The 15,219-nt window shown below is 66.5% G+C and carries 12 protein-coding genes and 1 other RNA gene; 3 read left to right on the forward strand and 10 right to left on the reverse strand.

Going from position 1 to position 15,219, the window contains the following annotated elements; genetic code table 11:
* Positions 1-629: 629 nt before the first annotated feature.
* The 4 genes from paoC to ssrA all read right to left on the reverse strand — a co-directional run bounded on the left by paoC (position 630) and on the right by ssrA (position 5,121).
* Complete coding sequence (gene paoC / locus ASF26_RS03715) at positions 630-2,837, reverse strand: aldehyde oxidoreductase molybdenum-binding subunit PaoC (RefSeq protein ID WP_056249884.1); 2,208 nt, start codon at positions 2,835-2,837, stop codon at positions 630-632.
* A gap of 3 nt (positions 2,838-2,840) precedes the next feature.
* On the reverse strand, positions 2,841-3,791 hold the full coding sequence (locus ASF26_RS03720; RefSeq protein WP_056249890.1) for a xanthine dehydrogenase family protein subunit M: 951 nt from the start codon (positions 3,789-3,791) through the stop codon (positions 2,841-2,843).
* Positions 3,788-4,423: an aldehyde dehydrogenase iron-sulfur subunit PaoA gene (gene paoA / locus ASF26_RS03725; protein WP_056249893.1), complete on the reverse strand. Its 636-nt coding sequence runs from the start codon at positions 4,421-4,423 to the stop codon at positions 3,788-3,790. Before paoA ends, ASF26_RS03720 begins: the two co-directional genes overlap by 4 nt.
* 370 nt (positions 4,424-4,793) lie before the next feature.
* Positions 4,794-5,121, reverse strand: a transfer-messenger RNA (tmRNA) gene (gene ssrA / locus ASF26_RS21795).
* Between the two features lie 152 nt (positions 5,122-5,273).
* Between ssrA and ASF26_RS03730 the strand changes: the two genes are divergently transcribed.
* A complete protein-coding gene (locus tag ASF26_RS03730; RefSeq protein WP_056250152.1) occupies positions 5,274-5,843 on the forward strand; it encodes an ATP-dependent Clp protease proteolytic subunit in 570 nt (189 codons plus the stop codon).
* 33 nt (positions 5,844-5,876) lie between these two features.
* Here ASF26_RS03730 and ASF26_RS03735 read toward each other — a convergent pair whose 3' ends face one another.
* Both ASF26_RS03735 and ASF26_RS03740 read right to left on the reverse strand, forming a co-directional pair.
* A complete protein-coding gene (locus ASF26_RS03735) occupies positions 5,877-8,636 on the reverse strand; it encodes a molybdopterin cofactor-binding domain-containing protein (protein ID WP_056249897.1) in 2,760 nt (919 codons plus the stop codon).
* Positions 8,633-9,460, reverse strand: coding sequence for an FAD binding domain-containing protein (locus ASF26_RS03740; protein ID WP_056249900.1), 828 nt, complete (start codon positions 9,458-9,460; stop codon positions 8,633-8,635). The genes ASF26_RS03735 and ASF26_RS03740 overlap by 4 nt, the downstream gene beginning before the upstream one ends.
* 170 nt (positions 9,461-9,630) lie before the next feature.
* Here ASF26_RS03740 and ASF26_RS03745 point away from each other — a divergent pair, with 170 nt between their 5' ends.
* On the forward strand, positions 9,631-10,527 hold the full coding sequence (locus ASF26_RS03745) for a hypothetical protein (protein ID WP_056249905.1): 897 nt from the start codon (positions 9,631-9,633) through the stop codon (positions 10,525-10,527).
* On the opposite strand, the gene ASF26_RS03750 is transcribed toward ASF26_RS03745, so the two are convergent.
* From ASF26_RS03750 to ASF26_RS03765, 4 genes are read right to left on the reverse strand one after another with little or no spacing between them, the layout of a single operon-like run.
* Complete coding sequence (locus ASF26_RS03750) at positions 10,524-11,372, reverse strand: alpha/beta hydrolase (RefSeq protein WP_056249908.1); 849 nt, start codon at positions 11,370-11,372, stop codon at positions 10,524-10,526. The two genes, ASF26_RS03745 and ASF26_RS03750, sit on opposite strands and share 4 nt — an antisense overlap.
* Positions 11,369-12,148: an ABC transporter ATP-binding protein gene (locus tag ASF26_RS03755; RefSeq protein ID WP_056249913.1), complete on the reverse strand. Its 780-nt coding sequence runs from the start codon at positions 12,146-12,148 to the stop codon at positions 11,369-11,371. Before ASF26_RS03755 ends, ASF26_RS03750 begins: the two co-directional genes overlap by 4 nt.
* The gene (locus ASF26_RS03760) at positions 12,141-12,986 is read right to left on the reverse strand and encodes an ABC transporter permease (protein ID WP_056249916.1); all 846 of its coding nucleotides are present in this window, start codon (positions 12,984-12,986) and stop codon (positions 12,141-12,143) included. The genes ASF26_RS03755 and ASF26_RS03760 overlap by 8 nt, the downstream gene beginning before the upstream one ends.
* Positions 12,983-13,930 (reverse strand): NrtA/SsuA/CpmA family ABC transporter substrate-binding protein, encoded by a 948-nt coding sequence (locus ASF26_RS03765; protein ID WP_056249921.1) that lies wholly within the window; start codon positions 13,928-13,930, stop codon positions 12,983-12,985. Before ASF26_RS03765 ends, ASF26_RS03760 begins: the two co-directional genes overlap by 4 nt.
* A 346-nt stretch (positions 13,931-14,276) precedes the next feature.
* Here ASF26_RS03765 and ASF26_RS03770 point away from each other — a divergent pair, with 346 nt between their 5' ends.
* Positions 14,277-15,179 carry a LysR family transcriptional regulator gene (locus tag ASF26_RS03770; protein WP_056249926.1) on the forward strand — a complete coding sequence of 301 codons (903 nt, stop codon included), beginning with the start codon at positions 14,277-14,279 and terminating at the stop codon, positions 15,177-15,179.
* The last annotated feature ends 40 nt before the right edge of the window (positions 15,180-15,219 follow it).

Genomic DNA, 15,219 nt, shown 5'->3' on the forward strand with positions numbered 1-15,219 from the left:
GATGCACTTGTCAAAGAACGCCAGACCCGAAAGCCCGGAAACTCACCMAACAAACCAAATCAGCGCCGCTTCCAGCACCAATCCCGCTTGCCTGTCTGGGAGAACCGTGATACCGACACCACCATCCGGTGGAGCGCCTCAGCGGTGGGGGCCGTCTAAGCCACCCAAATCACCCTGTCAACCCCGGCAATCCAGCAAAACCAGAYCACACAAAACCAACACCAGACAACAAAAACAGACGATCACCCAGCTAACCAGCCGGATCATCCATCCGATCATCATCCAGAAAGACACAACAACCGCCCGCCGAACCGAAGTCCCCGCTGGCCGCCGCCGATGAACAGGCTTCTAGACCCCACCCACGGACCCGTCAATGCTAAAATCGCAAAGCTGAGCGATTTTCGCGACAAACATATGACCACACAACATAACTCATTGCCGGCAAACAAGAATTCCCGCGGCCCGGTTCCAGTCTCGGATCGCCGCTTGAAGCTAGACCATGGTCAAGTGCCCCTCTGACGTAGAGCGGCGCAACACCGGGGTGGCTCGGCCAATACAATCCCGATTACGCGACGGAAACCGAAGGCGCGAACGACACGCGCCCTCGCCCTCGGCAGACATCACCGGTCTCAGGCTGCGTCAGGCATACGGTCAAGAAGTTTGTCGAGGGTGAGCGGGTAATTGCGCACCCGAATGCCGGTGGCATTGTAGACCGCGTTGGCCACCGCCGCGCTGACGCCGCAGATACCGAGTTCGCCCACGCCCTTGGCTTTCATCGGCGAGGAGATCGGGTCGGGCTCGTCGAGGAAGATTACCTCCTGATGCGGGATGTCGGCATGGACCGGGACTTCGTATCCGGCGAGGTCGTGATTGACGAAGAAACCGCGCCTTGTGTCGACGGCCAACTCCTCCATCAGCGCCGCGCCGACCCCCATGGTCATGCCTCCGATGACTTGGCTGCGGGCTGACTTAGGATTGAGGATGCGTCCGGCAGCACAGACCGCCAGCATGCGCCTCACCCTGATCTCGGCCGTGCTCACATCGACGCCGACCTCGACGAAATGCGCACCGAAGGTCGATTGCTGGTACGTCTTCGACAGATCGCCGCTGAACTCGATCGTGTCCTCGGCGATGATGTCACCCGCCTTCGCGGCCTCGGCGAGCGGAACGGAGCGGTTGCCCGAGCGGACACGCCCATCCTCGAACACGGCATCGTCCGAATTGAACCCGAGCGACCGCGCCACCGCCTCACGGAGTTTGACGCAAGCGGCGTAGACTCCCGACGTCGAGGAGTTCGCACCGAACTGGCCACCGGATCCCGACGAGATGGGGAAGGCGGAATCGCCGAGCCGCACCACGACCCTGTCGAGGCTTAAGCCCATCATCTCGGCGGCCGTCTGGCCGATGATGGTGTAACTGCCGGTGCCGATATCGGTCATGTCGGTCTCGACCGTCACCACGCCCTGGGCGTCTAAACGGACGCGAGCGCCGGATTTGACGTTCATGTTGTTGCGGAACGCCGCGGCGACACCCATTCCGACGAGCCAGCGTCCGTCACGGACCTGCCCCGGCTTGACGATCCGCTTGTTCCATTCGAAGCGCGCCGCGCCCCGGCGGAGGCATTCGATCAGGCTGCGCTGGGAGAACCGGCGCTCGGGCTTCTCGGGATCGACCTGGGTGTCGTTGCGGATGCGGAACTCGACCGGATCGAGACCGAGTTTCTCCGCCATCTCGTCCATGGCGATCTCGAGGACCATCAGGCCGGGCGCTTCGCCGGGCGCGCGCATGGAATTGCCCTCCGGCAGGTCGAGCATGGCGAGCCGGGTCTGGGTCATGCGATTGGCGCCGGCATAGAGCAGGCGCGTCTGTTGCACCGCCGCCTCCGGCTTGCCGCCGGGCAGGTTGCCGGACCAGCTCTCATGGCCGATCGCCGTGATCGTGCCGTCCGGCGTCGCGCCGAGGCGGATGCGCTGGATCGTGGCGGGCCGATGCACAGTGTTGTTGAAGCTGAGCTGACGGGTCAGCGCCACCTTCACCGGCCGCTTTGCGGCGCGGGCGCCGAGCGCGGCCAATACCGCTTCCGCCCGAAGGAATAGCTTTCCGCCAAACCCGCCGCCGACGAAGGGCGAGACGAGGCGGACCTTCTCCTTCGGGATGCCGAGGGTCAGGGCGAGATCCCGCGTACCCCAGGCGATCATCTGGTTCGAGGTCCAGACCGTCACAGCGTCGCCATCCCAGGAGGCGATGGACGCATGCGGCTCCATCATCGCATGCGCCTGATCTGGCGTGGTGTAGGTAGCGTCGAGTTGAACCGGGGCAGAGGCGAAGGCCCCGGCGAAATCACCGATGGCGGTGTCGGACGGGGCACCGGCGAGTTTCTCGGGCTTGCCCGTATCCTTCACCGCCGCGAGATCGAACGCGCCTTTGGATTCGGCATAATCGACACGAATGAGGGCCGCCGCGGAACGGGCCTGTTCGAACGTCTCCGCCACGACCAAGGCGACCGCCTGGTGATAATGCTCGATCTCGGGGCCGCCGAGAAGCTTGGCGGCGTTGAGCTTGCCCTTGTCGAGGGGGCCGGCATTCTCCGCAGTGACGATGGCCAGCACGCCGCGTGCGGCCCTTGCCTCATCGAGAACCATCGCTTCGATCCGTCCCTTGGCGATGGTCGCGCCAACGACGAAACCGTAGACCGCCGTCGAGTGCGGATCGTGCCAGTCATAGGCGTAGTTCGCAGTGCCGGTGGTCTTGAAAGGACCGTCGATCCGGTCCGTGGCCTTGCCCACCACTTTCAGCTGATCGATGGGGTTGCGACCCGCGGGAGTGTCGAACTTCATGGTTCAGGCCCTCGCTTCGGACAGGACGGCACCGAGCGCGCGCTCGGTGAGCTTGAGCTTATAGGCGTTGTCGTGGGTCGGCTTCGCTCCCGCGAACAAACGCTCCGTCGCTGCCTTGGCGCCTTTTGGCAGCTCCGCTTCGGTGGCCTCGTCGCGCCACGGCTTCGGGGCGATGCCACCGACGGCGATACGTCCGGTCCCGTCGCGCTGGACGATTCCCGCGATGGAGATCAACGCGAAGGCATACGAGGCTCTGTCCCGGACCTTGCGGTAGATATGCGTACCCAAGACCGGCTTCGGCAACGTCACCGCCGTGATCAGTTCGCCCGGCCGCAAGCTCGTCTCGATCTCGGGCGTGTCTCCAGGCAGGCGATGGAACTCCGCGATGGGGATCGTCCGCGTATCACCCTTATCATTCACGGTCTCGACGTTCGCGTCGAGCACCCGCATGGCCACGGCCATGTCGCCGGGATGCGTGGCGATGCAGGCTTCGCTGGCCCCCACCACCGCGAGTTGGCGACTGATGCCGCCGATGGCCGAACAGCCGCTTCCGGGATGGCGCTTGTTACAGGGTTGAGCCGTGTCGTAAAAATAGGGGCAGCGGGTGCGCTGGAGCAGGTTGCCCGCCGTCGTCGCCTTATTGCGCAACTGGCCGGATGCCCCGGACAGAAGGGCCCGGCTCAGCACTCCGTAGCCGCGCCGAACTCGCAGATCGGCAGCAAGATCGGTGTTGCGCACCAGGGCCCCGATCCGCAGGCCGCCCTCCTCAGTCGGTTCGATTGTATCGAGATCCAGCCCGTTGACATCGACGAGATGGGTCGGCGTCTCCACCTGCAGCTTCATCAGATCGAGAAGATTGGTGCCGCCGGCGATGAACTTCGCGCCGGGTATACGCATGACGGATGCGGCGGCCTGCGCCGGTGACGTGGCGCGCTCGTAAGTGAAGGACTTCATGCCTGCCTCCCCGCGACTTCGGACATGGCGTCGATGATGTTCGAATAGGCGCCGCAGCGGCAGATATTGCCGCTCATGCGCTCGCGAATCTCGTCCGTAGTGACCGCGGCGGTCGCGTTCAGATCCGCCGTGACGTGGCTCGGGATGCCGGCCTTGATCTCTTCGAGAACCGCGACACCGGAGCAGATCTGGCCCGGCGTGCAAAATCCGCATTGATAGCCGTCATGCTTTATGAAAGCGGCTTGCATCGGATGCAGGTTGCCGGGCTTGCCCAAGCCTTCGATGGTGGTGATAGCATCCCCCTCGTGCATGACCGCGAGCGTCAGACAGGAATTGATGCGCCTTCCATCGACGATCATCGTGCAGGCCCCGCACTGGCCGTGGTCACAGCCCTTTTTGGCGCCGGTCAGGTGAAGGTGCTCGCGCACGGCGTCGAGAAGCGTCGTACGGGTATCGATGGCGATCTCATGCGACGTCCCGTTCACCATGAGCGACACTTTGGACGTGACCGGGTCGGACGTGTTCTCAGCGGCCGCCCAGGACGCGGAGGGACAGGCCGTGAAGACGGCACAGGCAGAGGCTCCCGCCATCAAATGGCGCCGGTTGAGTTCGAGGTCTTCAGAGCCATACATGGCGTTCTCCGAACCTGATCCATAAGACGTGAGATTCCGTTGGTCGTGTCGCGGAAGTCCTCGCAAGGCTTCGACCAGCCCCTGGCAAACGCCCAATGGCGCAGAGATTTCCCTGGTGGTGCGAAGTAGCGCAGGCGGGCCGTGCTGCAACGCCTTGGAAGATTTCCAAAGCCCGTATGTGCGTGCGCACACGCGCGCCACGGTCGTCATTGAGCGGCTAAAGGGACGGGTAAAACGCCACTGAACCGGGCGAGACGGGCTCAAAGCCCACGCCGGGAAAAGCGAAACACAACAAAGCAGCCTAAAACGGCAATGCCGCGACTGACTAAACTATACCAATGATAATCAGAAAAGTGGGTCCCGGAGCCGAAGCCCCGGGTTCTGTTTCGACGGTTACCCTACCGCAAGATGCTTACGCCGCGAGGCGGGCATCCATGACAACGTTATCGTTGGCATTTAGAGTTTTGGCCAAATACTTGGAACAGGGGTTACCTGCGCCAAACCGGTCGAGTCCTTACCGACGCTCTCGCGATCCCTTTACCGCCCAGTCGATCCTATTTCGCCCCCATCAGAAACGCATCACGATGCGCTTTTGGTGGAGGCGCCGGAGTACTGCCCTCCGGGTCCTGAAACGTTATTACGAACCGGTCATCAAACGCATTCCTGATATAGAGGCGGCGGGCCGAAAAGTCCAGATCGGCGGCCCTTTGTCTGTCGGATGCCGGATGCCGAATGCCGCCAGGCGGATTTTGTCCCACACCCGGCAACCACATGCGCGGATGAGGCTTCTCGATCCGGCACGAGGCATGCGGGGATGCGTCCCGATGTGCCTTTCGGCAGAGGATCGATGATGGACAACACGCTGCTTTCCGCCCCGGACTTCAAGGGCCCCGCCATTCTGCTGTCGGGACCGGTCGATCACGACATGTACAAGGCTTTCCGGCGCCAACTCGACGCCGCCTCCGGGCTGGACCTCGTGGTGGTCGAACTCACCACCCTCGGCGGCGACCCGGAAGTGGCCCGGATGATGGGCGAAGACATTCGCTTTGCCAGCGAGGTGACACCGCATCGCCGTTTCGTCTTCCTCGGCAAGGCGGCGATCTATTCCGCCGGAACGACGCTCATGAGCTTCTTCGCGCGCCCGAACCGCTACCTCACGCGCGGTACGCGACTGATGATCCACGAGCGCAAGATGGCCAAGACCCTAGAGATCCACGGTCCCCTCTCCACTTGCATCGCCACCATCAAGGCGACGTTGCACGAGATCGAAACCTCCATCGAAATTCAGAACGAGGGCTTCGCCAACCTCGTCACCGGCTCGCAGGTAAGTCTGGAAGAGGTCATCGAGAAAGCCCCGTACAATTGGTATATCGAGGCCGAGGAAGCCAAGAGTCTCGGGCTGATCGAGGCGGTCCTCTGATCACTGACGCTCAATCCCGGCGGCAGGCCTGGATCACACCGACCCGTCCCGATGCCGTGCCGCCTCCATTACCGCGAGGTAGATGCGGTCCGGCGCGAAGGGAGTCGCGGTGAGCCTCGCGCCCGTGGCATCGCGGATGGCGTTTGCGAGCGCTGGCGCAACGGGGTTGAAGGGGCTCTCACTCATCGATTTCGCGCCGAGCGGACCGATGCCGTCATAGGTGTCCGCGAACAGGACGCGGGTGCGCGGCACGTCCGCGAAGGCGGGGATATGATAGTTGCGGAAGGTCTGCGTGACGACGCGGCCCTCTCCGTCGATACGCATCGCCTCGTACAGAGCCGCACCGATCGCCTGCGCGACACCGCCCTCGACCTGGCCGCGGCACTGCATCGGGTTCAGAACGCGGCCGGCATCGGCGGCATGCACGCTGTCGAGGATGCGAACCTCCCCGCTCGACCGATGGACCGCAACCCGGAACCCCTGGACGTTGAAGGCAACGGAACGCGGCGAGCCATCGGCCTTCGCCGCGCGCTCGATAGGACCGTTCGAAACGAGTTCGGCGAAATCGATCTCGCCGTTGGGAGTCGCGACGCCGTCTCGGTGCGGGCGGCATTCGGAGGGCGCCCCCCCTCCCCTCTCGGCGGCGACCTCGCGAAGGGCCTGGCCCAAGGCGAGGGCGGCCTTCAACGTCGCCTGTCCGGCCACCACGATACCGGTGGATCCATAGGCCCCGGTATCGTGGCCGACGCGGTCGGTATCGCCGTGGCGCAGGGCGATGCGCTCGGAGCTCGTACCGAGTGCCGAGGCCGCAATCTGGGCGAGGACGGTGGTCGTCCCATTGCCGAACTCGGCGGTCCCGACATCGAGATGGTAGCGTCCGTCTGCCTCAAGTGCGATCCGAGCCTCGGAGAAATGCCCGCGCGGCGGGATCGTGTCGATCATCGCCAGTGCCATGCCCTTGCCGACGAGCCAGTCACCGGACGGGGTCTCGGCGGGCGCGAGTTCGTCCATGGCGGTTGCGACGAGATCGAGGCACTGGTCGAGCCCGTAGCTTCCGTATTGCACGTCATGGGGTTCGAGGCTGTTCGATACCATCGGGTCGCCCGGGCGCACCACGTTGCGGCGGCGCATCTCGAACGGATCCAGTCCGAGGCCGCGCGCTACTTCGTCCATGGCCGACTCCACCGCGAAGATGGTCTGGCTCAGGCCGTAACCCCGGAAGGCGCCGCTCGGCAGGGTGTGCGTGTAGACCGCGTAGCCGTCGACGCGTTTGTTGGGACAGCGATAGACGCCGATCACCTCGTTGCAGCCGTGATGAATCACACCGCCGGCATGGTTGCCATAGGCGCCGGTGTTGGAGACCACATGCAGTGCGATGGCCGTCAGGGTGCCGTCCCGGCGGGCGCCGATCTTCACCGTCACCCGCATCGGATGGCGGGTGGTCGTGGCGGTGAACTGCTCCTGCCGGGTCATTTCCCACTTCACCGGGCGACCAGTGGCGAGCACCGCCAGGGCCACCAGATCCTCGGTGAGCATCTCCTGCTTGCCGCCGAAGCCGCCGCCGACCCGGCCGCAGAGCACGCGCACGGCATCCCGCTCCAGGCCGAACAGGTTCGCCAGCGCGTCGCGGGTGAGGAACGGCGTCTGCGTGCTGGAGCGGATGACGAGGCGTCCGTCCTCGTCGCGCCAGCCGACGGCGCCATGGGTCTCGAGATGGGCGTGCTGGACCCGCTGAGAATCGTAGGCCGCCTCATGGATGAGGTCCGCCTCGGCAAACCCCGCCGCGACGTCGCCGACTTCGCCATGCACTTCGGCGGCGAGGTTGGGATGGGAGAGGCGCGGCGCCGCATCCTCGCCGGTCCGGTCGGTGCCGTCATGGACCAGAGGTGAGCCGGGCCGGAGGGCCTCGTCCGGATCGAACACCGCGTCGCGGATCTCGTAATCCACGGTCAGCGCCGCGCAACCGGCCTCGGCCGCGGCTTCGCTCGTCGCCACTACCGCCGCCACCCGCTGACCGACGAAGCGGAGGATCGGATCGAGCACCCGTGTATCCGGGGCGTCGTCGAGGGGATTCTCGTGCCGTCCGGTGGAGAACCGTCCGGCGGGGACATCCTCGTGAGTAAAGACCGCCACCACGCCCGGCACGGCCAGAGCTCCCGCCCGGTCGACCCGCAGGATGCGGGCATGGGCATGAGGCGAGCGCAAGACCTTGAGATGAAGCAGTTCCGGTACGGCCAGATCGAAGGTGAAGGCTGCGCTGCCCGAGACGATCCGAGGCCCGGCGGGGGCCGGGATGCTGCGCCCGCAGGGGTCGTCGCGCCCATCCTCCGGCCATTCCACGCGCGCCACGCCCACCACGGCGTCGGCAATGGCGCCGTAGCCGGTACAGCGACACAGATTACCCTTCAGGGCAGTGGCGAGATCGCCGATCTGCCCCTGATCCAGGGCCGATGCGGTCATGATCATGCCGGGGGTGCAGAACCCGCACTGGTAACCCTGGGCGCCGAGAAAGGCCGCCTGCATGGGGTGGAGCGGCTGCGCGCCCCCCTCCCCCGGTCGACAAGGCCCGCCGAGGCCTTCGATGGTGGTGACGCTGCGCCCATCGGCACGGAAGGCCGGCAGCAGGCAGCTATGCACCGGCTCCCCGTCGAGATGCACCGTGCAGGCGCCGCAATCCCCGGCATCGCAGCCCTTCTTCACCCCGAACCAGCCGAGCTCGCGCAGCATCGTGCGCAGGCATTGGCCCGGACGTGGGGACGCATCCTGCTCGTGTCCGTTGACCTGTAGGATCATGCGCGGCCCTCGTTCTCGAACGCGCGCCGGATCTTTTCGGCGAGGGTGAAGGTCATATGCCTGCGCCAATCCGGCGTACCGTGAACGTCGTCGTGATACAGGGCTTCCGGAACCGCCTCGGTGACGGAGGCGGCCAGAGCCGCCGCATCGGGGAGCGTCGGGAAGACCAGGCGCAGCGGGCGGCGCGTGGAGGCGGTGATCGTGAGCGCGAAGGCGTCGCTCGGATCCAGGGTACCGATCAGCAGGGCGCCGGAGCGTCCGTTGGGGCTCAAGGAAACCTGGCGGAAGGCGGTCCGGCGCTTCAGTGCAGCCAGGGGAAGATCGATGCGCCGCAGGATTTCGCCGGGTGCCAGCGACGTGCATTGCGAGCCGAGGACGAGATCGGTGATGGCGACCTCGCGCTCGGCCCCCTCCGGCGTCCAGACCAGGCAGGTTCCCTCCAGGGCGGTGGCGAGTGCGATCATCGGCGCGGCCGGCAGGGCGAGGCAGACGTTGCCTCCCACGGTGGCCATGTTCCAGATCTTGAACGATCCGAGCAGCGCCCGGCAGCATTGCGCGAAGAGGGGAGCGGCGCTCCACGATGCGGGCAGATCGAGCCGGTACAGCTCGGCGATGGTACAGGTCGCGGCGAGCGAAAGGCCCCGTTCGCTCACCTCATGAGCCTGCCAGCCGAGGCTCGAGAGATCGACGAGGCGGCGTAGGCGCGGCTGAGGCTCGGAGAACAGCCATGTCCCTCCGGCCAGCCAGGCATCGCCTTCCCGCCACCCGGAGAGGTCGGAGCGGTTCCGCGGCACGGCGACGGAGCCGATCGAGTTCAGGTCCATCGTTGGAATCCAGGGTCGAGCACGCGGCGAGATTGCCCGGTCGGGAGGGTGATGGGAAGCTCGCGAGCGAAGCGAGGGCACCCGTGCTTGGGGCAAAGTCAGAGGAGCAAAATCAGTGCCGCCCGGGATCGCATCTCGCGCGCTTCGGCTCGCCCCGCTAAGCTGCGGCGATGGAGCATGAAGCCGTCGCGAGTCTTCTGGCGAGCGCCCTCGGCGACCCGCTCACCACATGGAGCCTCGGCAGTTTCGGTGCCGTCGCGAGCTTTCTCCGCGATCCGGAGGAGGTGGCGATGCCCTTAGCCGATGCCCGGATGGGTATCGTCACGGCGCGGGGGGCCATCGCCCTCGACCCCGCCGCCCTGCTTCGTCCCGTGGCCTATGAGACCGGGTTCGCCTTCGGCTGGAACCACGCCCTTTCCCTGTGTCTGCCGCGTGATGCCTGCGCCATGGGCCGAAGGTCCGTCCTCACCGAACTCGGGCCGGATCGCGAGGCCGCCGGGATCGGACATCGCGACCATATCCTGTTCGATCTTGGCCTGAACCTGCTGGCCGTGGATGCCTGCATCCGGACCGACGACGCCGCCCTCATCGATCTCCTCCGCAGCCGAGCCGGGCGTGAAATCTTCAATCCCGACAATACGATCGCGGCGGAACTCGTCGCGGCTGGCCCTCATCGCGTCTTCGTCACCCGGATCGGGCGGGTCGAGGTGTTCACTCCGATCCGAGCCGACCCCAATTCCGGCTCTGTCGGTCCACGGACGCACATCCTGCCGCACATCCTACGTCTTGGCCGGACCCACCCCGCCACGGCGCCGATCCCCTCCGGCTGGGTGCCCTGCGGCGCGATTCATCCACCGCACCCGTGCAGGGATGGTGTGGGTAGAAGAATTTCCTTTCAGCGCGCGCGTCACGAGGCTTTCCAGGCGCTGCTCACGCGCTGGGGCGACCCGGACCTGGTCGCGGCGAAGCACGCAGCGATCCGTGGGGAGGCCGTGGTCGGACGGTTCGCCAGGAGCGCGCGGCGGGCGGCCGAGGCACAGGCAGCGTGCCTGCGCGGAGAGGGCTAGGGGCTCTTCCCGGCGAGTTCCACGGCGAGGGCGGTCAGTGCCCCGTCCGGGCGGATCAGCTCGTCGAGGATGGAGAAATGGTCGTGGCCGGTCAGTTCGGCGACGATCGAGGCGTTCCCGGCTGACCGCCACGCGCGGTCGTAATCAGCGGAATGCCGCCGTAATTCGGGCAATTCGTTCGATCCGCACACGATGGCGAGGGGCTTGTCCGAACGCGGCACCTGCCGGATCGGCGAGAGGGCCTCGATTTCGGCTTGCGTCAGGTGCAGGCGGTCGTCGAGCTCGGTGTGCCGGATCGGCTCCAGATCGAACACCCCGCTGATGGCGAGACCGGCATCGACCTCGGGCCACGCCATGGCCAGCGCCGCGAGATGCCCGCCGGCCGACCAGCCCGAGACGACGAGGCGACGACGCCCCCTCCCCTCCTCCCGGCCGCGCAGCATAACCAGCGCCGCCCGGATCTCGGCGGCGATCTCGGTGAGGCTGGCATCGGGCGCCAGGGTATATCCCACCAATCCCACATCGAGACCGTGATGCAACGGTCCTTCGGCCATGCTGGCGAAATCCTGGCGGGTATTCCGGATCCAGTAGCCGCCATGGATGAAGACGAGGAGCGGCGCATCCTCCGCCCCGCTCCGGAACAGGTCGATCCGGTTTCGCTCGGCCGGCCCATAGGGGAGGTCGAGTTCGTGGGGGTGGAGCGCGCGAAACGCGGCGCTCCGGGCACGCCAACCGGACAGTCGGGCGGCGCTGTCGGCGACGGCGCCGGTATTGTCGTAGGCGCGGCTCAAGGTCTCGCGGTCCAACCGGCGCCAGTCGCCGGATCGCGACGCCGCGCCGCTCATGCGGCCACGGGGGCGTGGTGGCTGTGGAGTTGGGCCGAGAGCATCCGGCGCACGTCGTTGAAGGCCGGGCTCGACACGTCGCGGCGGCGTGGCAGATCGATCCCGTGGATCGCGTCGATCCGGCCGGGGCTCGGGGACATGACCACGACCCGGTCGGCGAGGAAGATCGCCTCCTCGATGGCATGGGTCACGAACAGCACGGTGAGCCCGGTGCGGCTCCACAGGTCGAGGAGCTCGTCCTGCAGCCGCTCGCGGGTCATGGCATCGAGCGCCCCGAACGGCTCGTCCATGAGGACGATCTCGGCATCGTTCGCCAGCACCCGCGCGATGGCGACCCGCTGCTTCATCCCGCCGGAAAGCTGGTGCGGATGGGCGTCGGCGAAGCGCTGCAGCCCGACGAGGGCGAGGTAGCGCTCCACCGTATCGCGGATTTCCGCCGCCGGCCGGCCGCGCGATTTCGGGCCGAAGCCGATATTGTCCCGCACGGTGAGCCAGGGGAACAGGCCGTAATCCTGGAACACCATGCCCCGGCTCGGGCCGGGGCCGTCGATGGGCTTGCCCCACATCAGCGCCTCGCCGGCGGTCGCCGTCTCGAAACCGGCCACGATGCGCAGCAGGGTGGACTTGCCGCAGCCCGAGGCGCCGAGCAGGCAGATGAACTCGCCCTTGGCCACGGTGAGGTTGGCCCCGCTGAGCGCCTGGACCGTACGGCCCTGGACGGCGAAGGATTTCGACACGCCGCGAATATCGAGGATCGGCACGGTGGGCTCAGCCATGGGAGGGGCTCCAGGCAAGAAGGCGCTGACCGACCAGCATGACGGCCCGGTCGCAGACGAAGCCGGCGACGCCGATGACGATCATCCCGCAGATGACGATGTCGGTGCGCGAGAGTTGCCGCGCCTCCATGATGATCGCGCCGAGGCCGGTGGGAACGCCGGTCATCTCGCCGACGACGATCACCACCCAGGCAAAGCCGAGGCCGAGGCGCAAGCCCGTGACAATCGACGGCAGGGAAGCCGGCAGGACCACGCGGGCGAATTGCGCGGAACCCCGGCAGCCCAGCATGGCGGCGGCCTCGAAGAGGCGCGGCTCCACGGAGCGCACGCCGAAGATCGTGTTGACGAGAATCGGGTAGAACGCGCCGAGGAAGACGAGGAAATAGGCCGAGCGCGGGCCGAGGCCGAACAGGATCATTGCCAGCGGAAGCCAGGCGGTGACCGGCACCGGGCGCAGGATCTGCAGCGTCGGGTCGAGGAGCTGACGCATGATCGGCACCCGGCCGATCAGCAGCCCGAGGGGCACCGCGGCCAGGGCCGCGAGACCGAACCCGCCGAAGACGCGGGTGAGCGAGGCGACGAGATGCGTGAGCAGCGTGCCGCTGAAGGCGTCGCCGTCGGGTCCGCCGATGGCGAGATCCACCATCGCCGTCCAGACCTCGGCGGGCGGCGGGATCAGGCTGTAGGGCTTGCCCACCGTGAGCAGATGCCAGGCGATGCCCATCGCCACCGGAAGCGCGAGGGCGAGGAGGGGCTGACGCAGGCGCGCGAGCCTCGGCAACGCGCGGCGCGGCGCCTGCTCCGCCACCACAGGGGCGGAAACGGCCGGCGCGCTCATGAATCCCTCATCGCATCGACGAAGCGGGTATCGATGAAAGTGGAGAAGTCGGGGAGGCGCTTGATCTGCCGCGCCGCCAGCATGTGCTCGGAATAGGCCTTGGCCTGCTTCACCTCGGTCTCGCCGAGCTTCCACTTGAACTCGACATTAGGCACGGAGAGCTCGATTGCCTCCCGCTTCTGGCCGAGCTTCTGCACCGCCATCGCTACGGTCGCCTCGCGGTTGGCTTGCGCGAAATCCGACCCCTTGCGGTGGATCTCCAGCATGGTCTTCACCACGTCGGGCCGCTCGGCGAGCGTGTCGCGATGGGCGCCGAACACCATGTTCAGGGAGCCCATCTCGGTGCCGTAAGGATACTCAACGAGTGCACCGATTCCCGTGGAGAGGCTGACGCCGGGGGCGGGTTCGGCGCCGACATAGGCGTCGACGTCGCCGCGCGCGAGGGCGATGTGCATCTCGCTGAAGGAGATGCGCACCGGCGTGATGTCCTTCACGCTCACGCCCTCCATGCGCATGCGCTCTAGGGCGAAGACCTCCTGGGTCGAGCCGGGCCAGATCGCCACGCGCTTGCCCTTGAGGTCGGCGACCTTCTCGATGCCCGACCCGGTCTTGGCGATGATGGCCATGCCGCGATTGCAGGTGGAGGCAATGACCACGATGGGCTCGCCGGCCGCCGCTCCGAGGGTGCCGGCGGCGATGCCGAACGTGCCGAAATCCACCGATTTCGTCACCACCGCGTTCTTGCACTCGGTGGGGCTCTCGAACGGGATCACCTCCACGGTGACGCCGGGCGGCGCGAACTGGGCGTAGAAATACGGCGCGATGGAATGGATCAGCTTCAGCGATCCCATCCGGATCACGGTGGGCGTTTCGGCCCGGAGCACCGATGGTGCGGCCACGAGGCCGGCGCCGAGGCCGGCGAGGAAGGTGCGACGACGAATCATCTGTGCCGGCTCCGATGTGATGTGAACCCGGACAGGGTATGTCGGAAGGCCGTTGCAAACGAGTGCTGCTTATCGACTATGATGTTGCGAAATTCGCAACACGCGAAACGGCGGTGACCGGTCCTGAGAGATCGCCCGCCACGAGCATGTTCGAGTCGTTTGTCCAAAACTTAACCTCATCCTGAGGTGCCGCGGAGCGGCCTCGAAGGAGCCTTCCAGGGATCGCTGCGGCGTCTGGAGGCCTCCTTCGAGGCCCGCTGACGCGGGCACCTCAGGATGAGGTGATCTGATGGGATGAGCGACTTCGGCATGAGCATCCACTGAGACATCCGATCGAACAGGCGCCATGAAGCATCTGCGAACCCTCACCTACGTTTCCGAGGTCGCGCGGCGCGGCTCGATCCGCCGGGCGGCGGAGGCCTTGAACATCGCCCCCTCGGCGCTCACGCGGCAGATTCAGGACCTCGAATACGAGCTCGGCACGCCGATCTTCGAGCGTCTGGCCCAGGGCATGCGGCTGAACGCGGCCGGTGAGTTGCTGGTGCGCCATATCCGGGATCAGGTCGCGGACATGGAGCGGGTCCGCTCGCAGATCGCCGACCTGTCCGGCGTGCGGCGCGGACATGTGGCACTCGCTTGCAGCCAGGCTTTCGTGAACCAGATCGTGCCGGACGAGGTCCGGGCCTACCGGGCGCGCTTCCCCCTCGTCTCGTTCACGGTCCAGGTGCGCGACCATGCACAGGCGGTGGCGGCCCTCGTCTCCTTCGAGGCCGATCTCGCCCTGGTGCTGCAGCCGCCGCCCTCGGCGGATCTCCACGCCCTGTTCACCTGCCGGCAGACGCTCTGCGTGGTGATGCGCGCGTCACATCCCCTGGCCCACGAGGAAGGACCCGTCCGGCTCCGCGAATGCCTCACCCACCCCCTCGCCCTGCCCGATCGGTCGCTGGCGATCCGCCATCATCTCGACGATGCGCTGGCGCGGCGGGGAACGCCGTTTCGCCCCGCCGTCGAATCGAGCTCGCTGGAATTCCTGCGCAACCTCGCCCTCCGCGAGGACGTCGTTAGCCTGCAGGTGCCGAGCGGCATCCCCAACGACCAGCGCCTCGTCAGCCGGCCCATCGACGAACGCGACCTCTCGCCGATGACCCTGATCCTCGGCCAGCTGCGCGGGCGGATGCTGCCCGTGGCCGCCGCGAAATTCGCCGACGGCCTCGCCGTGAGCCTGAACGACCGCTACGGCGCGGCCTGACTTGTTCAGGCGGCATTCCGGTTCGACAGGTTAGGAGATG

The organism is Methylobacterium sp. Leaf93, from assembly GCF_001422345.1.
GTDB lineage: Bacteria > Pseudomonadota > Alphaproteobacteria > Rhizobiales > Beijerinckiaceae > Methylobacterium > Methylobacterium bullatum.

Coding starts and splice junctions, on each gene's coding strand:
- paoC (WP_056249884.1), bottom strand. CDS start 2,837: ATGAAGTTCGACACTCCCGCGGGTCGCAACCCCATCGATCAGCTGAAA.
- ASF26_RS03720 (WP_056249890.1), bottom strand. CDS start 3,791: ATGAAGTCCTTCACTTACGAGCGCGCCACGTCACCGGCGCAGGCCGCC.
- paoA (WP_056249893.1), bottom strand. CDS start 4,423: ATGTATGGCTCTGAAGACCTCGAACTCAACCGGCGCCATTTGATGGCG.
- ASF26_RS03730 (WP_056250152.1), top strand. CDS start 5,274: ATGGACAACACGCTGCTTTCCGCCCCGGACTTCAAGGGCCCCGCCATT.
- ASF26_RS03735 (WP_056249897.1), bottom strand. CDS start 8,636: ATGATCCTACAGGTCAACGGACACGAGCAGGATGCGTCCCCACGTCCG.
- ASF26_RS03740 (WP_056249900.1), bottom strand. CDS start 9,460: ATGGACCTGAACTCGATCGGCTCCGTCGCCGTGCCGCGGAACCGCTCC.
- ASF26_RS03745 (WP_056249905.1), top strand. CDS start 9,631: ATGGAGCATGAAGCCGTCGCGAGTCTTCTGGCGAGCGCCCTCGGCGAC.
- ASF26_RS03750 (WP_056249908.1), bottom strand. CDS start 11,372: ATGAGCGGCGCGGCGTCGCGATCCGGCGACTGGCGCCGGTTGGACCGC.
- ASF26_RS03755 (WP_056249913.1), bottom strand. CDS start 12,148: ATGGCTGAGCCCACCGTGCCGATCCTCGATATTCGCGGCGTGTCGAAA.
- ASF26_RS03760 (WP_056249916.1), bottom strand. CDS start 12,986: ATGAGCGCGCCGGCCGTTTCCGCCCCTGTGGTGGCGGAGCAGGCGCCG.
- ASF26_RS03765 (WP_056249921.1), bottom strand. CDS start 13,930: ATGATTCGTCGTCGCACCTTCCTCGCCGGCCTCGGCGCCGGCCTCGTG.
- ASF26_RS03770 (WP_056249926.1), top strand. CDS start 14,277: ATGAAGCATCTGCGAACCCTCACCTACGTTTCCGAGGTCGCGCGGCGC.